The sequence below is a fragment of the Candidatus Nitrospira salsa genome (assembly GCF_965152625.1).
On record NZ_CBCUCO010000002.1, the window covers coordinates 1910811 to 1933310 of the forward strand.

The 22500-nt window shown below is 47.4% G+C and carries 18 protein-coding genes; 7 read left to right on the plus strand and 11 right to left on the minus strand.

Translation table 11 applies throughout. The annotated features are described in order from the left end of the window. Nucleotides 1-30 precede the first annotated feature (30 nt). Together ACWQXP_RS10580 and ACWQXP_RS10585 are read left to right on the plus strand one after the other, a co-directional pair. A complete protein-coding gene (locus tag ACWQXP_RS10580; protein ID WP_454062785.1) occupies nucleotides 31-711 on the plus strand; it encodes a TRAP transporter TatT component family protein in 681 nt (226 codons plus the stop codon). Between the two features lie 160 nt (nucleotides 712-871). Then, nucleotides 872-1183 carry a hypothetical protein gene (locus ACWQXP_RS10585; RefSeq protein ID WP_454062786.1) on the plus strand — a complete coding sequence of 104 codons (312 nt, stop codon included), beginning with the start codon at nucleotides 872-874 and terminating at the stop codon, nucleotides 1181-1183. Between the two features lie 738 nt (nucleotides 1184-1921). Here ACWQXP_RS10585 and ACWQXP_RS10590 read toward each other — a convergent pair. Next, nucleotides 1922-2728 carry an inositol monophosphatase family protein gene (locus ACWQXP_RS10590; protein ID WP_454062787.1) on the minus strand — a complete coding sequence of 269 codons (807 nt, stop codon included), beginning with the start codon at nucleotides 2726-2728 and terminating at the stop codon, nucleotides 1922-1924. Nucleotides 2729-2848: 120 nt separating this feature from the next. Then, nucleotides 2849-4153 (minus strand): alkaline phosphatase PhoX, encoded by a 1305-nt coding sequence (locus ACWQXP_RS10595; RefSeq protein WP_454062788.1) that lies wholly within the window; start codon nucleotides 4151-4153, stop codon nucleotides 2849-2851. Between the two features lie 285 nt (nucleotides 4154-4438). Between ACWQXP_RS10595 and ACWQXP_RS10600 the strand changes: the two genes are divergently transcribed. The 4 genes from ACWQXP_RS10600 to ACWQXP_RS10615 are packed head-to-tail and all read left to right on the plus strand — an operon-like array spanning nucleotide 4439 to nucleotide 8829. Next, on the plus strand, nucleotides 4439-5893 hold the full coding sequence (locus tag ACWQXP_RS10600) for a CHAD domain-containing protein (protein WP_454062789.1): 1455 nt from the start codon (nucleotides 4439-4441) through the stop codon (nucleotides 5891-5893). Nucleotides 5894-5942: 49 nt separating this feature from the next. Beyond that, nucleotides 5943-8087, plus strand: a complete 2145-nt coding sequence (gene ppk1 / locus ACWQXP_RS10605) for a polyphosphate kinase 1 (RefSeq protein WP_454062790.1) — start codon at nucleotides 5943-5945, stop codon at nucleotides 8085-8087. 56 nt (nucleotides 8088-8143) lie between these two features. After that, complete coding sequence (locus ACWQXP_RS10610) at nucleotides 8144-8401, plus strand: DUF6364 family protein (protein ID WP_454062791.1); 258 nt, start codon at nucleotides 8144-8146, stop codon at nucleotides 8399-8401. Beyond that, nucleotides 8398-8829, plus strand: a complete 432-nt coding sequence (locus ACWQXP_RS10615) for a PIN domain-containing protein (protein WP_454062792.1) — start codon at nucleotides 8398-8400, stop codon at nucleotides 8827-8829. The genes ACWQXP_RS10610 and ACWQXP_RS10615 overlap by 4 nt, the downstream gene beginning before the upstream one ends. A gap of 484 nt (nucleotides 8830-9313) precedes the next feature. Here ACWQXP_RS10615 and phoU read toward each other — a convergent pair whose 3' ends face one another. The 9 genes from phoU to ACWQXP_RS10660 form a co-directional block, all read right to left on the minus strand. Next, nucleotides 9314-9982 (minus strand): phosphate signaling complex protein PhoU, encoded by a 669-nt coding sequence (gene phoU / locus ACWQXP_RS10620; RefSeq protein ID WP_454062793.1) that lies wholly within the window; start codon nucleotides 9980-9982, stop codon nucleotides 9314-9316. A gap of 65 nt (nucleotides 9983-10047) precedes the next feature. After that, nucleotides 10048-10848, minus strand: coding sequence for a phosphate ABC transporter ATP-binding protein PstB (gene pstB, locus ACWQXP_RS10625; RefSeq protein WP_454063026.1), 801 nt, complete (start codon nucleotides 10846-10848; stop codon nucleotides 10048-10050). 100 nt (nucleotides 10849-10948) lie between these two features. Beyond that, nucleotides 10949-12586 (minus strand): phosphate ABC transporter permease PstA, encoded by a 1638-nt coding sequence (pstA, locus tag ACWQXP_RS10630; RefSeq protein ID WP_454062794.1) that lies wholly within the window; start codon nucleotides 12584-12586, stop codon nucleotides 10949-10951. Nucleotides 12587-12591: 5 nt separating this feature from the next. Next, nucleotides 12592-14895 (minus strand): ABC transporter permease subunit, encoded by a 2304-nt coding sequence (locus ACWQXP_RS10635; RefSeq protein ID WP_454062795.1) that lies wholly within the window; start codon nucleotides 14893-14895, stop codon nucleotides 12592-12594. 96 nt (nucleotides 14896-14991) lie between these two features. Then, a complete protein-coding gene (locus tag ACWQXP_RS10640) occupies nucleotides 14992-15969 on the minus strand; it encodes a PstS family phosphate ABC transporter substrate-binding protein (protein WP_454062796.1) in 978 nt (325 codons plus the stop codon). Nucleotides 15970-16106: 137 nt separating this feature from the next. Continuing rightward, a complete protein-coding gene (locus tag ACWQXP_RS10645; protein WP_454062797.1) occupies nucleotides 16107-16415 on the minus strand; it encodes a hypothetical protein in 309 nt (102 codons plus the stop codon). 322 nt (nucleotides 16416-16737) lie between these two features. Next, the gene (gene pnpS / locus ACWQXP_RS10650) at nucleotides 16738-18099 is read right to left on the minus strand and encodes a two-component system histidine kinase PnpS (protein ID WP_454062798.1); all 1362 of its coding nucleotides are present in this window, start codon (nucleotides 18097-18099) and stop codon (nucleotides 16738-16740) included. Between the two features lie 31 nt (nucleotides 18100-18130). Next, nucleotides 18131-18823, minus strand: coding sequence for a response regulator (locus ACWQXP_RS10655; RefSeq protein ID WP_454062799.1), 693 nt, complete (start codon nucleotides 18821-18823; stop codon nucleotides 18131-18133). Nucleotides 18824-19421: 598 nt separating this feature from the next. Then, nucleotides 19422-20798, minus strand: coding sequence for a hypothetical protein (locus ACWQXP_RS10660; RefSeq protein ID WP_454062800.1), 1377 nt, complete (start codon nucleotides 20796-20798; stop codon nucleotides 19422-19424). Between the two features lie 144 nt (nucleotides 20799-20942). Here ACWQXP_RS10660 and ACWQXP_RS10665 point away from each other — a divergent pair, with 144 nt between their 5' ends. Then, on the plus strand, nucleotides 20943-22496 hold the full coding sequence (locus tag ACWQXP_RS10665) for an ABC transporter substrate-binding protein (RefSeq protein WP_454062801.1): 1554 nt from the start codon (nucleotides 20943-20945) through the stop codon (nucleotides 22494-22496). The last annotated feature ends 4 nt before the right edge of the window (nucleotides 22497-22500 follow it).

Sequence of the window (22500 nt, forward strand, 5' to 3'; positions counted from 1 at the left end):
TCCGTATTCATTCTGCTGAGTTTGAGCTGTATGTTGTTATTGTCCACTCTCGTATGGGCTCAACGCGACAGCATCCCCAACGGATACCCGCATTCCCTTCACGCAGATCTGACATCGCTGACTGCTGAACTCGCACAGCATACAGACAACGTACCACTCTTGCTTCAGCTATCCGAACTGCACCTCAATATGGGGGATGATCTTTTTACGGAAAACCCGCATCGACTGTCGGCCTATGAGGCAGGGGCACGTCACGCCAAACAGGCCATGGCACTCGAAGCACTCAATGCCGAAGCACACTTTCTCTATGCGGCAAATCTCGGCAATGCCACTCGACTCAAAAGTTACGCAATCGGGATGATAAATATTAAGGAAATTTTATTACATGTCCGGCAAGCACTGACCCTCGACCCCACCCATGCTCCGGCACATCAGATGCTGGGCGGGTTGTTAGCGAAACTCCCCTGGATGCTGGGCGGAGATGAAGAAAAAGCTCAACATCATCTCGAGCAAGCGATCGCCATTGATGAGCGCTACACCAATGCGAGACTGCTTCTGGCAAAACTGTTCATCAAGCAAAACAAACAAGAGGCCGCTCGTAAGCAATTACTTGCCGTCATCCAAGCGACACACCCACATTACCCGTACACGTGGACTCATCACTTTCTTCCTGAGGCTCACAACTTGCTCAGCACATTAGACGCCCGCTGAGTAAACTCTACAAGGTATCGCATTTCTCCATCGTCCCGACGTACCGGTTTTACAAATTAGTAATCTGACTTTAACAGGGCTGTCACAAACCGTCACTATACTTTCAGAATATGATACACAACTCCCATAACACACGCCGCCCCATTCTAAGGAGTATCATGTGAAAGCCCCTTTGCTACCAGATGATCGAGTACTGACAAGGAATCCATCTAATCATAAAACATCTCGCAATGCTCCGATGCATTTTGAAACATGCCCTCGATGTCAGGGACTCATTGTTCGGGAAGAGTATTGCGACATGAAAGATTCATGTCATCCGCTTTGGATTATTGGCGTCCGCTGTGCCAATTGTGGATTTGTCAGTGATCCGCTTATCCACCACCATCACACAATCGAACAAGCAGAAAAACCGGCACCTCAACCACGACGTCGCCGGGGCTATCGTCGAATTGATCCTATACGAAGCCGTTAAGCCAACAGGGCTCGAGGGTTATAATATGAAGATCACTGGGAGACCGAGAGAACGCACAAGAGAGTAGAGTCACAATTCGCTGATTACGAACACCTCGCTAGGGAAGGTCAACATATGACCTCTTGCATCCACAGGATTGATCGGGACGGGTGCCTACACCACCTTCTTCACCTCTCTCGCTCAATCGTGTGCTACCCGGAACGGCGAAACTCACCCTCTCGCCAAGGACCAAGAATCCGCCAGGCTTGGTCATCCGCGTCATGCAGGAGAACATCGATACATTGACCTTCCCTCCATTTTAAGGACAAACACATTGCGGGCAAGACCACGGTCAATTTCGCCTATTGCAATTCAATGTCTGTGTTCTGTCTATTCACGTATTGGCCGTGAAGAAATCCGTCACACCAAGGAAACCTCATCGATTCGACGTCCCAATTATTTGATCATCAACGAAAAGGAGAAAGAATGTACCCATTGAACATTCGTTGCCAATCATTCCTTATCCTTGTCCAGTCTAAAATTGTTCGGATGGCTAACTCTCTGTACCAAGCGATGCGTTTTCACTCAAAATCTCAGGAACATCTTGGACAGCTTCAAGTGACTGAGAAGACAACGTCTCTAGCCACAGTCAACCTGCACGTGCGCACCCACGATATATCTTCACCCAAGAAAGGACACGAGCATTCTTCTCGTGAGAACAACCAGATCGAGCTGTTTCCTGCCAGGCAATGGATCCACCTACGAAAAACATAGTTCCTGAGAAAGGAAATTGACAAGATCAGGATTCCCAAATAACGCATCAACTTTCTCTTTGTTCGCTGACGAACGCATCAGCATCTTTCCGCCTGCTTCTTCAACGAGGACCTGAGTCGCTAGCACATCCCATGGATTCAGGTCAGGATCGAACATGGCGTCAAGCGATCCGCCTACCACCAGAGCATGACCAAAACAATCCGTATACCCTCGTAAACACGAACACAACTCACCAAGCCGACGATACGCCGCGTCACACCTCGCATGGGCAAACTGCAAAGGGTCACCAACAGAAATGATGGCGTCTTTCATGTTAGTGATAGAAGAAACACTCAGCGGTTTCCCCTGACACCATGCCCCTAATCCTCGTGCTGCTGAATATGTGACATTCAGGACTGGAAGATGGATAGCACCGACTAACGCACGCTGAGATTGAATGTCTTCCAGGGCCACGATCGTGCCAAAGAGGGGAATACCGCGGACAAACCCTCTCGTCCCGTCGATGGGGTCAATCACCCAACGAAACCGTGCCCCGGATTCTTCAAACCCATGCTCTTCGCCGAGAATATCGATGGGTTCAGGCGACGAATATTTACCCAAATGTTGCCGAATGTACCGTTCAGCTTCTTTGTCGGCCTTGGTGACGGGAGAATCATCCTGCTTCTTTTCAACGACAAGAGCGGTCTGCTGGAAATAACTCAGGATAATGTCTGCCGGTGCCTGTGCCGATTGAACGGCAACCTGAAGTAACGCCGATAAATCCATGTGATCAGGGATGTCTAGAGAAGCCATTAATTCACTCACTCCCCAAAATTATGCATCGATGCACATGAACGTCTCATAGGAATCGTGCAAGAACGCGTCATTATAAATCTTTTCTGAATGAAAGCCACACATCAGCATTTGCGTGAATTATTCCCGTTCACCATCCTGTGTAATCACCAATGTCATATCATTCCCGTCATCCGCATGCTGCACATTCACAAACATCCTTGTTGGTCCCTGAGGTGGAAAATAAATACCAGAAGCTTCTGCACCACGAGTCGTCATCGTGGCAAATAACACGACAGAGTCCGCTTCTCCATTGCCATCCATGTCCGGAGTCGCCATCCAGATATCATTTTCACCTGCGTTATCTTCGACAATGTAAAGATTTCCAGCTTGATCAGAAGCTAAATTATCCGGGTTAGACAAACTATAGGCTGGCACAGATTCTTCACTGTTCATATTCGTGTTGATTCCGACATACTCCGTGACCACTGGCTGCTCCGAGGACAGTGATACTTGAAAGACCGTGTGTGTCGTCGTCATGGCCACATATAAATGATCCTCGATGATTTCAACATCTTCAGGACGACAGAACTGCGTCACTCTTGCTTCACGTGCGGCCGCTCTCGCATTGTATGCCGGATCAGTCACCACACGACCTCGGCCTGGTGTGAGGGGCACCCACTCGGCGTTCCCAGTCGGGATAAATCCTACACCTGCCGTTTCAGAACACATCGTGATATCATCGGATTGAACATTCAGCGCAAACAGTTGGCCTGATGAAAGATCGCCATAGGTGCCCGAGACAAACTTAAAGATCGACCCGCCATCAAATTCGTCTACCACATACACAGACCCGTCCCGTGTGACAGCGATCCCTTCGTGAGACATACGTCCGACAGCCGGGCGATCAACGCAAGATAACAGCAAACGCTCTACCCGACATTCGAACAGCCGGCCATAGGCGCCGGATTCCTCTGCCGTCAGTAATGTTCCCCATGGCGTCCACTTGATTCCATCCATTCGATTCCAGCCGCCAAATTTTTCACCTCTGTGAACAGCCATCTGCCCAGTCTGTAAGTCCATCACAGATATCGCCCCTCGCCCCTCATCAGTTTCATGGGTGCGATACAGATAGCGTCCAACTTCAGAACCCGTTTCATTCACGGTATTCATGTCCGTCCGATCACTCGTGTCGACAATAACATCAAGAGTACGTCTTGCATTTGAACACAGAGGGCGTTCCTGGATAAGAATCGATTGCGTGAATCCTTCCGGCAGGAGAAATGGGGCACAGGGAGACATGCTCCCTGGCACAGCAGATCGTATGAGCGAGACAAAGGTGAATGATTGCACTGGGCCTGACGCCTGAGGAATCATCGAACACGAAATCAAGAATACCCCAGCAAACCCAAACAGCACGTTGAAAAACACCGCTAATCTAGTCATGGGTCCTGACAGTCAATCGCAACAGAGTTGACTATGTAACACAGAGAACATTTGAGTAGCATCAAACAGGAGAACCTTCACAGGAAGGTTACGTGATTCTGCATTGAAGAAAAATCTTTAATTTTCATGAGTTTAGAATAACATCTAAGATCTGGGATTCTTTCACTCTCAGCGACGAGTGACATGAAATTTCACACTTTTGCCAGAAACCGTTATGATAGAGTATTTGCTTTATTTCCTTCAAATTTCATCTAATACTCATCATATGCTTTCCTCAGTATTTTCATGTGTCTTTCTACATGTAAACACCATCCGGAACAAGATGTCAGACTAGGTGCTCCTGCCGGATTTTGTCTGCCCGAACATCTGACCCATCACGTTCTACATAAACGGGTTTTTACCTCAACATACTACGATACCCAAAATTATGACTTGACTCGACTCGGTATCACGTTACGACGGCGTGTCGAACAGGGCAAGGGCTCATGGCAGTTGAAGATCCCAAAATCCGGGGCAAGCGGTATGCTGGAAATTTCTCATGGGTCACCTAAACTCCCCCCAGAATTAGCTGATCTCTTATTTGCATTCCTTCGAGGGCAAGCCCCAACGGCAATCGCCAAACTTCGAACAGAAAGACATACGTATCAGATACGAGAAGATGATCGTACCCTCGCAGAACTGACGAAAGATCACATTGCGCTTTTAGAGGACCGTCGGATTCGCAAACGCTTGACCGAGCTTCGAGTCATGCTCATCGACGGCACGAACAAACACCTCAAGCACATTACGACACAATTAAAAACGGCCGGGGCAGTTACGAAAAATATCCGTCCACAGCTCTGCCAGGCTCTCGACCTCAAGTACCCTGAACAGAAACAGATACTGGATGCATCAGCTCATCCAGGAGAGCATGTCCAATTACGGCTGAAGCAACAGCTTGACGAAATTCTCCGGCATGATCCGGGCACACGCTTAGGACGCGACCAAGAAGATCTTCATCAAATGCGGGTTGCCACGAGACGGGCTCGGGCTATCCTTCGAACGATCCAGCCTGCCTCAAACTCAACATGGAACCCAACGATACGGAGAGAAATAGGCTGGCTCGCGTCAACTCTCGGTCGGGTTCGTGATTTCGATGTCTTACTTGAGAAACTTCAGCGCGAAACGCAAACTCTGACAGCATCGGAACAAGAAGCCTATACTTCTCTTCTTAACCAGTTAGCCTCACAACGCGCTGAGGCTCACACTACGATGTTAGACGCACTGCGAAGTCCGCGTTATCTTACGCTCCTCGATCACTTACAGTCGTCCATACAACATATGGACATCATGACTCTACATGTTGCGCTTCAAGACCTTGCAAAGAAGGAATTCGACAAACTCGAAAAAGCCGTAGATAATTTACCTAAAGCGTATAACGATGAAGATCTTCACCGTCTCCGCATTCGTGCAAAACGAGTCAGATATGCCACTGAGCTGGCAGAACCGTGCACAGGCAAATCGGCCTCTCAACTCATTCGTCAAGTACGGAAACTTCAAGATCTCTTAGGCGAACACCAAGATACGGTCATGATTGAAGAACAATTACAGACCTTTCTTCGCACAACTCAACACATCAGTTCAGCGTTTACCGCAGGCCTTATTGTCGAACGTCTCCGCCGTCGACGTGTGCAAGCACGGAGGGCTTTCCCCAACCGATGGGGAAAAGTCAAAAAACGCGCCAAGGCTACATTGGGGTAAAAAAGAGTTCACACTCACCCAGTTACCAATAACCCAAGCAGAGCAAACTATGACAGACTCAGATACACAAAACACCCCTAAACCAGAGGTCGATCTCTACGATCCCAAACTCTATCTCAACCGCGAACTCAGTTGGCTGGAATTTAATGAGCGTGTCCTTGAAGAGGCTGAAGACCACAGTCAACCACTCTTAGAACGTGCGAAGTTTCTAGCCATTTTCTTTAGTAATTTAGATGAATTCTTTATGGTTCGGATTTCTGGCCTCCGCGAACAAGTCACCAGCGGAGTCGTCGAAAGCCCGCCAGATGGCATGGCTCCCTCTGACCAATTAAGTGCTGTCCGGCAAAAACTCCTGAGTCAACTCACGCGCATCACCAAATGCTGGGAAAACGATTTGTTCCACAAACTGCATGATGCGAATATTTGCCTCTTTCGGTATGACCAACTGTCTTCGACGCAACGTGAGACCTTACGGCAATACTTTTCACAAGAAATTTTTCCTGCCCTGACCCCACTGGCCTTTGACCCGTCGCATCCATTTCCACACATTTCGAATCTCACACTCAATCTGGCGGTCGTCGCGCACGATTCTGAGCGAGGCGAATGTTTTGCTAGAGTCAAAGTCCCAAACAACTTCCCACGGCTGATCCGTATTCCTCAGGATGACACTCCTCAAAAGAATCAGAAAAATGACACATCCCCCACTTCGAACGCGTATCACTTTGTTTGGCTTGAGGATATCATTACGGCCAACCTGGACTTGCTATTTCCAGGCTTAACGATTCAGGCTTCGTACCTATTCCGTATTACACGTGACGCCGACTTGGCCATCGAAGAAGACGAAGCAGCCGATCTCCTTTCAACCATTGAAGAACAGGTTGACCTGCGCCATTTCGGGTCAGTGGTACGAATGGAATTGGACCAACAAACACCCGATCACATTCGAAATATATTAGTCAGGAATCTCAATCTCGCTCCCTATCAAGTGTTTACCTATGACTTCCCCCCTGGCCTTTCGAGCCTCATGGAATTGCTTCAGATTGACAGACCTGAATTAAAATTCCCTCCATTTCTGAACAATATCCCTGAACGTCTTGCAACCCGAGACAATATTTTTTCTGCGATTCAACAAGAAGACCAGCTGCTCTTTCATCCCTATGACAACTTTCTCCCAGTTGTCGATTTTGTTCGAGAAGCCTCCAACGACCCACATGTCTTAGCCATCAAACAAACCCTCTACCGGGTCGGGGCCAATTCCACGATAGTCGAAGCGCTGATGGAAGCCAGGGAAAATGGAAAACAGGTGGCCGTGCTCTTCGAATTGCAAGCACGTTTTGACGAAGAAAACAACATTGAATGGGCCAGAAAATTAGAAGATGAAGGCGTCCACGTCGTCTATGGCGTTCGTGGATTGAAGACGCATGCCAAGCTCTGCATGGTGGTGCGAAAAGATCATGATGGTCTTCGTCGTTACTTACATTTGGGAACAGGGAACTACAACCCGATCACCAGTCGAATTTATACCGATTTCAGCTTCTTTACGTGCGATAACGCGATCGGCACCGACGTCGCTGATTTATTCAATGCCCTAACTGGTTATTCCCGCAAAGAGACCTACAACAAACTCCTGGTTGCCCCTCATTCCATGCGTAATGAAATTCTCCGCCGAATTGAACGAGAAATCGATCGACAACGTCAACATGGCGATGGCTATCTTGCGTTTAAAATGAATGCCCTCGTTGATCAAGCTTGCATCCATGCCCTCTATCATGCGTCTCAGGCTGGAGTGAAAATTGATTTAGTTGTTCGAGGAGTGTGTGGATTACGTCCCGGTATCCCTGGAGTAAGTGAAACCATTACGGTCACCTCCATCGTTGGGAGATTCCTTGAACATTCTCGCATGTATTACTTTCGCAATGGCGGAGAAGACGAGGTTTTCTTAGGTAGCGCAGACCTCATGGCCAGGAATCTAGATGGTCGAGTTGAAGTGTTATTCCCTATAGAAAATCAGTCACTGAAGAATCTCCTCATCCAAAATATTCTGCACATTCACCTTCGTGATAACACGAAGGCCAGAAAACTTACGTCGACGGGAAGCTATCAGCGTCTCTCACCAAAGTCTCAAGACGATGCCTTTAATTCGCAAGAATGGTTTCTGAATCATTGGAAAGATCGAACCATTTCTATGCCTTGACGGAAAAACTCTTTGCACGTACAGTAATCACATAATTATACGCCTAGCTTTCCCCTATGCATAACAAATTAACTCTTCGGCTTAAATCCAGCACAATTAAGAAAGCAAAGGTTTGGGCGAAACGTCGCCAAATTTCCTTATCTCAAGCTATGGAAACATTTTTTGACCAAATATCCGATGAACACCAGAAAAATCAAACAATGAGTCCTTGGATGAAGCAATTACTCAAGCTCTCTCAACACCCCAGGAATGCACCATCCGATGAACAAACGCGCAAGCAATACCTAGATTATCTGGAACGTAAATATCAGTGACCCCTGTTCTCTTTGACACGAATATCCTCCTGGATGTATTCCTCCAACGCAAGTCACACGTTTCATTCTCCCAGCAAGCCGTTGATTTAGTCGGGAAAAACTTGGTTCACGGCTACGTCTCAGGCCATGCAGTGACAACCCTTTCCTATGTGCTCACAAAGCATATTGACGCCAAAAAGAGTAAGGCTATCCTTACAACCCTGCTCACACGATTCACCGTAGCAGCCGTCACAGATACTGCCATACGTAGGGCACTGGGAAGTCCAATTAAAGATTTCGAGGACGCGGTCGCTCATGCCGCAGCAGAAGAGTCAGAAATAGCAATCATTGTTACTAGAAATATTCGCGATTTCGCTAAAGGTTCCATCCCAGCCATACTTCCTGAAATGCCTGTTCTACAGTTTTCCTCCCATGAGGGAGAAGAGTAAAGTCACTCTTTACCATTTTGAGTACTTTATTGAGAATTTTAAAAATCTCATACTTATCTCATTTCTTGGCCAAGTTCTTCAATTAGCACACACACGAAGACTATCGAATCATCGACTTCTCCCCCACATAGTGGAGCAAAGCTACAAATGTCGGAGTTTCAAATCCGAATGGGACAAACACTCAAGCTCATAATTCATAATTCAGAACATTTCGGAACGACATTTCACGGTGAAGTTGTCTGGCAGAATATGTTTAGCTTGGGGCTACAATTTTCCTCACACGCATCGTAAGCATTCAACGATCATATTTCAAAAGATCTTTCTCCCCTCTACATCCCAGCCATATCCATTCGTCATCAGAAAGTCTCGGACGATTCCAAACCATACGATACTTTGGTAAGCGTGAAGAGCCTCGAGCTCTTACAATGAAAAATGACGGCAACCCAGATCGTGAAAAAGAGAATGTCAGCTAGAGAGACTAGGGTTAAACAGATTCGGCAGGAAGCGTATGTCGAATAATCTTGCCTTCGACTAAATACACCACAAGTTCCGCAATGTTTGTCGCGTGGTCTGCAATACGTTCAATGTACTTTGAAACGAAGGATAAACGAATCGCACGAGAAATCGTCTTAGGATTTTCAATCATATACGAAAGCAGTTCTCGAAACAGTTGCTCGTTCAGCTCATCAATCTCATCATCAGCGTCAAGGACCTTTCGAGCTAAGATAGAATCCCCGCGAACAAACGCATCAAGAGCCTCTCCGACCATTTGTAAACTTTTATTGGCCATTGCAGGAATATCAATATACGGCTTGAGTTGTGGTTCCTCATTCAGCTCAATCGTTCGCTCGCAAATATTTTCTGCTAAATCGCTCATACGTTCTAAGTCAGTAGAAATTTTCATCGCCGTGGTGATGAACCGAAGATCACGAGCTGCCGGTTGATACAAGGCCAAGAGTTGCAGGCAAGCCTCATCGACCTCGACATCTAAGGTGTTCACTCGTCGATCGTTATCAATTACTTGCTGCGCCAAGTCAACATCTCGCTCAATTAACGCATTGGTCGCTTGCCGAATCTGGTCTTCAACCAGTGCACCCATACGCAAGATCTTCTGCCTCAGCTCAGCTAACTCTTCATCAAAATGACGTTGCACCGTGCCTCCTTCATGCACTCTTTATTAGACGACCATTGAGGATGCGAAGAAAACCACATTTCATGTTATCCAAATCGTCCAGTCACATAATCTTCTGTACGGCGATCCCCAGGATTGGTAAAAATCTTTTTCGTATCATCATATTCAATCAGCTCGCCTAATAAAAAGAATCCCGTATAATCAGACACGCGGGCCGCTTGTTGCATATTGTGGGTCACAATGACAATTGTGAGTCGTTCCTTTAGGGAATGCAAGAGCTCTTCAATTTTACCAGTCGAAATCGGATCAAGTGCTGAACAAGGTTCATCCATCAGGAGAATATCGGGATTGACCGCCAATGCCCGAGCAATACAGAGGCGTTGTTGTTGTCCTCCCGAGATACCGAGCGCACTGGCATGCAATCGATCTTTCACTTCATCCCATAGCCCCGCCCCTTGAAGACTTTTCTCAACAATTTCGTCGAGCGCAGACCGACTCTTCACTTTTTGCAACATTGGACCATACGCGACGTTTTGATAAATCGATTTGGGAAACGGGTTCACTTTCTGAAACACCATGCCCACTCGGGTCCGTAAATCCGTGATATCAACCTCCGGCTGATAAATATCTTGCCCATCAATCAAAATTTTCCCATCGACACGCGACCCCAAAACAAGATCGTTTAATCGATTGAGACAGCGGAGCAATGTGGACTTTCCGCAGCCTGATGGACCAATAAACGCGGTTACCCGATGCTCAGGAATAGTCAGGTTCACCTTAAAGAGTGCCTGGTTAGATCCATAGTAAAAATTCATGTGACGAATATCTATTTTGGGTTGTGAAGAGTTCAAGGCCTCTTTCGATTTCTGATCACTCGGCTCTTTCATGAGATTCTGTCCATTGCGTAACACTTCGACTTTTAATGTAGAAGATGATAACGTTGTACGTTGAGAAGACGTTTTCGCTATGTCCATGATTGTACCTGAATTAAATGGTGGAACCAGCATATTTTCTTCGCATCCGATTTCTAATAGCAATCGCTGCCATGTTTAAAATAATCACGACTGCCACAAGAATAAGCGTCGTGACATACACCATCGGCTTGGCCGCCTCCACATTCGGCGACTGAAAACCGACGTCATAAATATGGAACCCGAGATGCATAAACTTCCGATCAAGATGAAGAAATGGAAAGGTCCCATCCAACGGCATCGAAGGCGCAAGCTTGACGACTCCCGTCAACATCAGTGGCGCCACTTCACCCGTGGCTCGTGAGATCGCCAAAATAAGACCGGTTAAGATACCAGGCATCGCACAAGGAATCACCACCCGTAACAACGACTCTAATTTGGTCGCACCAAGTGCCAATGATCCTTCCCGATATTCACGCGGGACTGCCGACAACCCTTCTTCTGTTGCCACAATCACCACAGGAACCGTCATCAGCGCAAGCGTTAAGGAAGCCCACAGCATCCCACCTGTCCCAAACGTCGGATTGGGTAAGGCTTCAGGGAAGAAGAGGGCATCGATCGACCCTCCAACCGCATAGACAAAAAACCCTAACCCAAAGACTCCAAACACAATGGAAGGAACCCCGGCCAAATTATTAACGGCAATTCGCACGACACGTACCAACGTGCCTTGCGTCGCATACTCTTTCAAATAGACGGCCGCCAATACTCCAAATGGAACAACTGCCACACTCATAATTAAGACCATGAGTACCGTCCCAAAGATAGCAGGGAAAATTCCTCCCTCCGTATTGGCTTCCCGAGGTTCTTCACTCAGGACGGTCCAGATATTTTCCATGTATGTCCAAATTTTTTCACCTACCCCCATCGCATTGGGCCTGAGCATGCGAATGATCTGTCCGACCGCCAACTCCTTTTTTGTTCCATTGATATCTTCTAAGACAACCGTGTACTCCTCCAACTGGGCATACAACACACGAAGCTTATCAGCCTCTGCCTCATATTGCTTCTGAAGCTTATTCATCTCCTGCTCAATTTCGGCAACGTCAGACTGACGACTTCTTTCTTCGAGGTCCAAGGACCGGAGACTCAGACGCAGCTCCTCTATCTCGTAATTAATTTCACCAATCACATCCCGTTCGAGATAGTGAATGTCTTCATACATGTCATTCGCACGATCAATCAACGGGAAGAGTGCTGTCGTCGCCTCTTGACTCCCTGAAGCCACAACATCCTCTCCGTGTTTGATCAATTGAGGTCGACCATAGAAGTTACCCCATTCTTGGCGTTCAAGAGAAACGACATCTTCAGGTTTTTCTTGAGCCTGAATTTGACTTTCATCCACCCAGCGAAAGTCCAACCCATACAGATCACGATTTCCGACTTTTAACTGAATGCGGCTTTTCCCTTCTGGAAACTCCGTACCTACGGAATCATGAATGACCTCACGTCCAGTGACTTCACCCAGGACATATGAGCCGTCCTGCAACGTGAGCTGCACGAGATCCTTTGGCCAAAAATAGCCCATGCCATTGACTAGAATGAGAGTCAACAACCCACCGATCATCAACAGGGAAAGCGCTAATCCTGCACCGCAAAACCACACAAACAGAGTGCCGGAATCAAGAAATTTTCGTATTGAGATTGATTGCATGACCGTTAATATTGACTATATTTAGTGCGTAATCGCTGTCGAACGATTTCGGCAATGGTATTAATAAAGAACGTAAACCCGAACAACAGTAACCCCGACAAAAACAAAACCCGATACAGCGTTCCGCCATGTGGGGCTTCTGGCATTTCAACGGCAATATTAGCCGATAACGTACGAAACCCGTTGAAGATACTCCAATCCAGTATCGGAGTATTTCCTGTCGCCATCAACACGATCATTGTTTCACCAACGGCTCGCCCAAATCCGATCATCAAGGCTGAAAAAATCCCGGGACTCGCCGAAATCAGGACCAACCGCGTCAACGTTTGCCATTGCGTGGCTCCCATCGCCAAGGATCCAGCAATTAAATGCTTCGGGACATTGGAAATGGAATCTTCAGAGATACTAAAGATGATGGGGATGACCGCAAACCCCATCGCCATACTGATCACGAGAGCATTTCGCTGATCGTAGTGCAGATCAAAAACAGAGCGAAACCATTGTTTATAATCGGCATCAAACAACCAGGCTTCAATACTGGAATTCGCAGCCAGGCAACCTATAATGGTCGTAAACAGGACAAGAGTCAGCACCCCGAGATCAATGCCAGACTGTCCTCGTATTTGAATTGATCGCGGCATAAACTGCCATCCAATGCAGGCTACTGCAATGGTGACGGGCATCAAAAACACCATAGCTACCACCGCAGGAAACACTTGCTCAAGCAGAGGGGCCAGCCACAATCCGGCTAAAAATCCAAGCACGACGGATGGGAGTGCTGCCATAATTTCAACAATCGGCTTGACGATAGCTCGAAGCTTGGGGCTCATAAACATTCCTGTATACACCGCTCCCATGACGGCCAACGGCACGGCTAACAGCATCGCATAGATTGTTCCCTTTAACGTTCCAAAGATAAGGGGCCACAGGCCAAACTTCGGCTCAAACTCATCTGATCCGCTCGAAGACTGCCATATATATTCAGGATGCGCATATCCTTCATACAACACAGGGCGAAACAGCGTTTCCGTAGTAATCTCGGGATGCGCGTTATCAATGCTAACTGAGTGAAATTTGCCTTGAGCGTTGAACGCCACTGCTCCGTTGGCTTTTGGCGCGAACATTAGTCCATGAACGGGAGAACTTCCCACGTTCATCTCTAACAGCGTTTGGTTGGACGTTGAGTGATGAAGAAACATTTGTCCCGTCGCATCGGCTGATAAAAACCCCTTATCACGGCGAGACGGCGACAATTGGGTCACGGCGCCACTATGGGTTTTAAATGAACGAACCCGCTGATACGGAATGGGTCGTATTGACTCGTCAGAGGGAACCGGCATCCAAATTGAGACCATTCCCATGTTTGTACCAACAGCAAGACTCCGATCCCCTATGAGGAACGAAAGGGCCGTCACCACTCCTGCCGTCTCTGGCAAGTGATAGGTATGACTCAATTCAGGAGCGCTGGGATCTTGCAGATTCCAATGAAGCAGCAGCCCATCCTTGGTCCCGACCATGAGGGTCTCTGCCAGGCTATCTAAGATGAAGGTTGTCACCTCACCTTCTGGATATTTGGCAATCAGCGTCTGAGTCATACTAGGCTCATCAGACAACACCAACCCTTCGCTTTCACCATGGGTGGTGAACCACAATTCTCCAGATTGACTCAACATGACAACCGCCATCCCCGTGTCAGTCTCCTGATAGGCCAATCCGGCAATTCCAGTCTGAGTCGGATCGACAAATATGGCATCACCATGTCTCATGGTTGGGATAATCGTTCGAACACCGTCGTGAAAGGTCGGAGTTAACTCAACATCGACTGGCACAACATGACCATCATCTGTTCCAAAGGCAAAATGATGTCCGCGACCAGATGAATGGGCAACAGCCACAATTTTCTGTGTTAATGGATTGGGGTTGGTCTGAAATGGAATGAGCTCCCCACCGGGAATTTGGAAAAACGCCACATGGCCTTTATGAATGAGATACGCAACTTCTTGATATTGATCAATCCCAATGGCCAAGGCGGGATCAGACGGTTGCTCGGTCAATCGTGTTTGAACAATGGCTTGCGATTCACTTTCAGGAGCAATAAAGAGCGGAGCGACCTCTTTGAATAGATACAGAAAAATACCCATAATACTCACAATGGTCGCCAGACCACCGACCCACACCACCCCCGTCGCCAGGCGATCCAGTAAAGCTCGGAATTTTCTATTGGTTCGGCCGTGGACAATCACTCGAGTCTTAGCGGGGGGCGGGGAAGGCAGATCATCAATGTTGGCAGTTAGATCAGACGGTGGCATATATTTAATGGTCAACGGCGATTCATGACTCGTAAGCTCAGTGGCCGTAGGTCTCTTTTGATCAAGAAGATCTCCGGCTTTGAGTGTATTTCGACGCTATTGTATCCGTTTCAGTTGCGGACCAATGACTTCAGCGGACATTGGGAAATAGCCATCTTTAATCACAACCGCCTGCCCTTCTTTGCTATACACGAACTTCAAAAATTCCTGCATGAGTGGAGGGAGAGGTTTTCCCGGAGCTTTGTTGACATATACATAGAGGAATCGCGCAAGCGGGTACGCGCCTTTGGCGGCATTCTCAAAGGTCGGGTCGACAAAAGGCTTACCTTGCTTGGCTGACAACGGAATGGCTCGCACCCCTGAGGTCTTATACCCAATTCCACTGTAGCCCATCCCGGCGCGATCTTCGGTCACACCCTGCACAACAGACGCTGAACCAGGCTGTTCTTTGACTTGATTCTTAAAATCACCATTCTTTAATACCGTCTTTTTAAAAAACCCATACGTCCCCGATGCCGAATTACGACCGTAGAGACTGACTGGCGTAGCTTTCCATGAACCATTCATTTTCAGGTCACCCCATGTGGCAATATCCCGGTTTAAACCTCTCCGCCGTGTTTTAGAAAATGCGGCGTCGACTTGCTCCATGGTCATCCCTTCAATCGGATTGTCTTTATTCACATACACCGCTAATGCGTCGATTGCCACAGGAAACGCGGTGGGCTTATACCCAAATTTGGCTTCAAATTTATCCTGTTCTTTGCCCTTCATCTTTCTAGACATCGGCCCAAGTTGGGCTGTTCCTTCAATCAAGGCGGGCGGAGCCGTGCTCGACCCCTTTCCCTCAATCTGAATTTTGACATTTGGGTATTGTTTACGAAAACCTTCCGCCCACAGTGTCATGAGATTATTGAGTGTATCCGACCCAATGCTATTGACATTCCCGGACACACCACTGACTCGCTCATAGGCTTTCCAATTCGGGTCATCCATTGATTCGCTTCCGGCCAATGCAGGAGACCCCATTCCGACCAACAATCCCATGGAAAGCCCAGCGACACTGATGGTATTCATGAAAAATTTTCTCGTCATTCGTTGACATTCGAGCCTAGGGCTCATGTTCTGTTCCATACTCTAATTCCTCCAGTTTCTGAATAAGTAATAATAACGAAAGGACATGTCTTCCCTGTAACGCCTATGTTACAAAACTGTTAACTCACCAAACTTTCAGTCCATCTTCGCATTGGATTTCCAGCCTTTTTTGCACAATCGCCTCCCGAAACTGACAGAATCATCAATTGACCTTGGTACTGCTCTAATTCAAGCCGGCCTTCACCCCAAAGCTGACTTACTACTCTCAGGACGTCCATCCATCGGAAGTGAGGAGTTTTTTCGACCAGCTCTTCAACTGGCATCGGTCCGTACAATTGAAGCGACCGTAACACTTTTTCATGAATAGTTGAGTCTTCCGGGTCGGAAGCTTTCTCGAATGGTTCTTGTTGGGCCATTAACAGTTCCATACGAACCTCCATAAAGAGAATGTTGTTCGTGAGCTTGAGGCATGATAGCCCTGGAATATTACAGGCCAAGGTGCAAAACGTTACATTAGTGTAAAATTGCCTGTTTTGAATGTGAAACCGTCACACGTTCACGCCAAGACAGACGATAGATGTGTCGCACCAGTCTAAGCGTCGCACGTGAGAATTCAAGCAATGGAATGAAACCCTTTTTATCTGCGTCGTATCGAAAACGTCTCTACGTGGAGAATTGGAAATGCCTTCCGGCGACTAGGTCCAGGCTTGGCTGGCGTGGGAGAAAATCTCTTAAACGCGTGAGATGGCGTCACATGGGCAAACTAGTAGGTAAAGAAACATCCACAGTGGTTCCCTTTCCTAATTCACTGTCAATTTGAATCGTTCCCCCTTGGACATGGACGAGATGCTTCACAATGGCAAGACCAAGACCGGTTCCACCCTCTTCACGAGATCGAGCTTTATCGACTCGATAAAATCGCTCCGTAATACGAGGTAAATCGACCGGAGGAATACCCTGTCCCGTATCTTGAACTCGTAAGGTAATGTGATTGGTATTCGTTCCCTCTATCGTAGAAAAATTAATTTCGCCAGCCGTTGCCGTATATTTCACGGCATTATCGACTAGATTGATGAGAATTTGCGATAAACGGTCTCGATCTGCCCACACTTGGATATTCGGAGAAACCTGACTGATAATCGTCACGCCCTTTTTGACTGCTTCATTTTGATAAATACCGGCGACCTCGTTGACCACTTCAGTCAATAAAACAGAATCTCGTTTTAAGGTAATTTTACCTGTTTCAATATCTGAAAGATTCATTAAATCATTTACGAGCCGTCCTAATCGATCAGCATGCGTTAACGCCACTGATAAGAAACGTCGATACATCTCAGGGTTTGGAGATGCTTCATCGAGCAAGGTTTCTAAATATCCTTTGATCGCGGTCAATGGCGTTCGTAATTCATGCGACACATTGGCGACAAATTCTGCACGAACTTTTTCTAAACGGCGAAGTTCCGTAATGTCATGCAGCACCAAGACTAACCCACGTTGCTGGTCAGCTAATGCCAATGGCATCGCATTGACCTCAAGCACTCGACGCTGAGGCATCGTGAGAACCACCTCTCGTGTGCAGCGTTCTGATAGATTAAGGGATTGGCACCACTCGACTAAATCAGCCAGCTCACGATTTCGGACAACTTCTAACAATGAATATTCCTCTAACTGGTCCTGAGTGAAATTCAAAATTCGTCGAACACTCGGATTGGCCACTATTATTCGTCTTTGTACATCAAGTGCCATAACCCCTTCCACCATGCTGTCAAGGATGGTGGTGACCTTGGCTCGTTCACCTTCGAGCGTGTGCATTCGCTCACGTACACGCGCAGACAGATGTGTCAACATCCGCCGGAGATCATCGAGTTCGTCTCCACTCTCGGAAATTGGCTCTCGGAAGTCACATGCGAGAGCCAGCTCCTCAGCTGCGCGTTGCACTTCAGAGATCGGGGACAACCATTGCTTCATGAGCCACAGCGCCACTCCAAAGACAAGCGCCAACAAAACGAACACCGCAAGACCAGAAGACATCTTCATGAAGGAGAGTCCCCAGCCAGCACTAATCCCGATCGCCATGACAACAACAAGCGTGACGGCCAGTTTTCTCTGCAATTGGCTTCTCATCTTTTAGTTTTGGCGACGTTTATTCGGTTTCTGCATTGAATCGGTACCCGACCCCTTTTACCGTCACAACCCGCACTTGCTCAGGCCCAAGTTTTTCGCGAAGCCGTCGGACATGCACATCAACCGTCCGCGATTCTATATCTATCGCATTCGTATATCCCCACACTGACTCAAGGATTTGATTGCGACTCAAGACTCGACCATTGGCATCCATGAGGGCACAGAGCAAATTAAATTCTTTCACGGTCAATTCAACTAATTGACCGGCGACTCGAACCTGATGTTTCGCTTCATCAACATCCAATGTCCCGACCTTCTTGACCTGGATTCCGACCGGTTCTCGACCACGTCGCAACACAGCTTTGACTCTCGCAACAAGCTCCCTGGGACTAAAAGGTTTGACGATATAGTCATCGGCCCCCATTTCCAACCCCACGATTCGATCCACTTCTTCAGCCTTGGCTGTCAACATAATAATCGCCATATGTGCCGTTGCGGGATCTTTTCTCAGCATTCGACAAATTTCCAATCCATCGACACCTGGCAGCATGAGGTCTAAAATCAACAGATCCGGCTTTTTCTCACGTGCCAGACGAAGCGCGGACTCACCCTCCATCGCTTCCAAACAATGAAGCCCCTCTTTTTCGATGTGAAACCGGACAAGCTCCAGGATATCGGGTTCATCATCAACAACCAGTACAGATTGTGCCATAACACGGCATTCCTTTCTTAGATTGTTAATTGCTACAGAGATTTCATCTCACGAATTCGACCGTCATCGTCATTGCATACCTCTATCGCCGTAGACTCATCTTCATCTTTCCATCACAATTACAGAAGACCAGGCTATTCCCACAAGAGGGAAAACACAGAGCCCTACGATCATGACTCATTGGCTTTAGACAAACAAGAAGTTCAGCCGAGCAGCACACAATGAAAACACCTGGAATCACCATTCAGCTTCGTTTTTTGTTGAGTGAAGTAGGAGCAATAGATGCGTGAGACGCATGAAATCAGATTATACATGGCCCGTGCAGTGAAGATGGTCATGATTCACACCTCACGTGTAGACTCATGACACGACACTAATGATCAGAAGTGTAGCAGGATCTTTAAAAATGAAAAAGGCTGGAATTTCGTTCTCACGAGAGGTGAGAATCCTTAATGATATGGGCAAATACAAAGGAAAATGCGGAACTCACCCCTATCAATTGTGATATCGGGGATGCCGTTAATTTGACAGGAAGGTCATCGACGCACAGAATCTGAATCAAGAAAATCTCATATCGAATGGAGAATGCCAGCTCTCGTTAATAGTCTCCATCCTCAACACCCGACTGCTCTTCTTCCACAAAGAAATACGTATGACAGGCACGGTCGAGAAGAGCTCGATCAAGCGTCGGAGGAATATCTTTAAACTTCGCAATACTCACAATTTGCTCAACCAAATCACGAGGATGACAGCTTCTCATACTCAGGTGATATTTTTTATAAATATGCTCGAACAGATATTCCACGGCTTCAGACATATACGGAACACCTTTTTGCCCGCACACGACTTTAAAGATATGCGTAAATTGTTCCCGAGAAGGATCGGCAATATATACCTTGTTTCGGATACGTCGAAGAAAGGCTTCATCGGCTAATTTTTGTGGTTCAAGATTCGTGGCAAAAATCACAATCGTATCAAAGGGAATTTGAAAAACCTTCCCACTATGCAACGTTAAATAATCGACCCGTTTCTCTAATGGCACAATCCACCGATTGAGCAAATCCCGCGGACGAACAAGTTGACGACCGAAATCGTCAATCAGAAAAACGCCGCCATTGGCCTTAATGTGAGGCGGAGCCTTGTAATATTTCGCGATGGGGTTAAATGACAAATCCAACATCGCCATAGTCAACTCTCCACCTGCAAACTCCACAGGTCGATGGCATAATTCCCATCGTGCATCGCGTTCAACTTTTGCTTCGATAAACGAATGTGGCGATTCAGGGGGAGCACCAGTAGTCACATGGGAAATCGGATCAAAAACCTGAATAATTTGTCCATCGACTTCAACAGCATAGGGTATATAAATTTCTCCGCCTCCAACCATTTTCAACATCCGTCCGATGGCTTCGGCAATCACGGTTTTCCCATTGCCGGGAGGGCCGTAGAGAAAAATCGGCCAGCCAGAATTAATCGCTTCGCCAATTTGTTCCACCGTTTTTTCAGGAAGCACTAAGTGAGCCGTGGCTTGTTCCACGATCGCTCGATTAATTTTCAGCTTGCCAATCGGTTGACGATTAATCATATTCGCATAATGAGAGAGTGGCACGGGAGCTGGACCGACATACCGACTAATCTCCATAGACGCTTGTCCCCGCCGTCTGCCCTCATCAGTGAGCGTATACCGGTAGAGCACCCCAAGCGGTTCGCCATGACCTCGAACCTCACAGAGCTTGTCTTTTTGAAGAATGGTGAACAGTTCCTTCATCACACTGTAGGGTAATTTCAAGAGTTCTCCCCCGGTCGCTTCTGTCAACTCACCCATTGCAATAAGTGTTTTCAGGAGAAGCTGGGCCAGAAGTTCTTCAGACAGCCCTGTCTCTTTCAGAGACGCAGGAGCGACAGGAGTGTTCGACGAAAGAGAAGAAACTCTATTCACCTCTGGCCTCGATACGAGCCCGACAGCATTACTCATAAATCATCTCCACGTGTTCGATTGAACGGTAAATATTGTGTATCAGAAATATTGATGACTGACTCCGACTTTCCTGGACCCTTGCCTCACGAGTCCATGAGAGTTGGAGAAATCCGTCACATACGGTATCCTTAGATAAGATCCATGGCGTGCGTACTCACTCACAGCAATTTCCCGCAACTCATTGTCTTCAAACATTTGTTGCTCCTGACGATCCTGGCTCTTCTCTTAGGGTGTTCGGAGCCGCCTCCAGATAACACCCTCCGATTTGGACTTGCGAATACTCCAGCAAACTTGGACCCACGATTTGCCACCGACGCCACTTCGGCACGATTGAATCGCCTGCTCTACTCCCGTCTTATCGATTTCGACGAAGCGGCTCGACCAATTCCTTCCCTCGCGACATGGGAGCAAATCTCTCCAACCCACTATCGATTTTCTTTAGAGGGTACTCGACAAGCGTTTCACCATGGACACAAGCTCACCGCCAATGATGTAAAAGCCACCTATGATTTCATCTTAAACCCGAACAACATGTCTCCGCACCGCAGTTCCCTCACGCTGATATCAGACATCCAAACGCCCACGGATGACATCGTCGATTTTCATCTCAACAAACCTGACCAGCTCTTTCCTAGCTATCTTGTTATCGGCATTCTCCCAGCGAACCTTATTCACAGTCGTCACCCCTTCCATGAGCACCCGATTGGAAACGGCCCCTTTACCTTCATCAATCGATCTGATGACACACATTGGCGGCTAATGAGGCAAGTAGATCGTCAATACGTGGAATTTCTTCGTATTCCTGATCCAACGGTCAGAATTTTAAAGCTGTTGGCAGGGGAAATTGATATGATACAAAATGACCTTCCGCCTGAACTAACGAACTTCCTCGAAAAAAACGACAATCTTCACATTCAAAGGCGACCGGGAGCCACATTCTCCTATCTTGGCTTTAACCTGCAAGATCCCGTTGTTGGACAACACGGCGTTCGCCAAGCCATTGCTCATGCCATCGATCGAACCAGTATCATTCATCACCTCTTAAATGATACGGCTCACCCTGCCAATGCATTGTTTCCACCAGAACATTGGGCTGGGAACACCACACTGTCCGGGTACGAATATGATCCACAACGGGCTCGGATCTTGTTACAACAAGCTGGATACAATGATACTCACCCAGCTCGCATTTCGTATAAAACCTCAACTGACCCTATTCGTTTAAGACTTGCAACCATTGTGCAAGATCAACTGGCACAAGTTGGGATTGAAGCCTCTATCCAGAGTCACGATTGGGGAACTTTTTACGGAGACATCAAAACTGGTCGATTTCAAATGTATAGCCTTTCGTGGGTCGGGCTAAAAACACCAGATATTTTTCGGTACGTATTTCACAGTGACTCCGTTCCACCATATGGAGCCAATCGAGGAAGGTTTATCGATGCCCATAGCGATCACCTTATCGAACAGGCACAAGCGACACAGGATCTTCAGGAAAAAGGAGCAATCTATCAACAGCTTCAATCACACCTTCTCCACGTGCTTCCGTATGTACCTTTATGGTTTGAGGAACACGTCTTTATTGCTCGTCGTCACATCCGCGGCTATGTCCTTTCCTCTGATGGAAATTATGATGGACTTCTCACCGTGACACGGTCACCATCAACCATACTCGTCACTCAGCATGACTCTTGACCTG

Bases quoted from the DNA above. Each gene is read 5' to 3' on its own strand.
- ACWQXP_RS10635 (WP_454062795.1), bottom strand. From the start codon at position 14,895: ATGCCACCGTCTGATCTAACTGCCAACATTGATGATCTGCCTTCCCCG.
- ppk1 (WP_454062790.1), top strand. From the start codon at position 5,943: ATGACAGACTCAGATACACAAAACACCCCTAAACCAGAGGTCGATCTC.
- ACWQXP_RS10580 (WP_454062785.1), top strand. From the start codon at position 31: ATGTTGTTATTGTCCACTCTCGTATGGGCTCAACGCGACAGCATCCCC.
- ACWQXP_RS10640 (WP_454062796.1), bottom strand. From the start codon at position 15,969: ATGAATACCATCAGTGTCGCTGGGCTTTCCATGGGATTGTTGGTCGGA.
- pstA (WP_454062794.1), bottom strand. From the start codon at position 12,586: ATGCAATCAATCTCAATACGAAAATTTCTTGATTCCGGCACTCTGTTT.
- ACWQXP_RS10665 (WP_454062801.1), top strand. From the start codon at position 20,943: ATGGCGTGCGTACTCACTCACAGCAATTTCCCGCAACTCATTGTCTTC.
- ACWQXP_RS10655 (WP_454062799.1), bottom strand. From the start codon at position 18,823: ATGGCACAATCTGTACTGGTTGTTGATGATGAACCCGATATCCTGGAG.
- ACWQXP_RS10645 (WP_454062797.1), bottom strand. From the start codon at position 16,415: ATGGAACTGTTAATGGCCCAACAAGAACCATTCGAGAAAGCTTCCGAC.
- ACWQXP_RS10590 (WP_454062787.1), bottom strand. From the start codon at position 2,728: ATGGCTTCTCTAGACATCCCTGATCACATGGATTTATCGGCGTTACTT.
- ACWQXP_RS10660 (WP_454062800.1), bottom strand. From the start codon at position 20,798: ATGAGTAATGCTGTCGGGCTCGTATCGAGGCCAGAGGTGAATAGAGTT.
- ACWQXP_RS10595 (WP_454062788.1), bottom strand. From the start codon at position 4,153: ATGACTAGATTAGCGGTGTTTTTCAACGTGCTGTTTGGGTTTGCTGGG.
- ACWQXP_RS10610 (WP_454062791.1), top strand. From the start codon at position 8,144: ATGCATAACAAATTAACTCTTCGGCTTAAATCCAGCACAATTAAGAAA.
- pstB (WP_454063026.1), bottom strand. From the start codon at position 10,848: ATGAAAGAGCCGAGTGATCAGAAATCGAAAGAGGCCTTGAACTCTTCA.
- ACWQXP_RS10600 (WP_454062789.1), top strand. From the start codon at position 4,439: ATGTGTCTTTCTACATGTAAACACCATCCGGAACAAGATGTCAGACTA.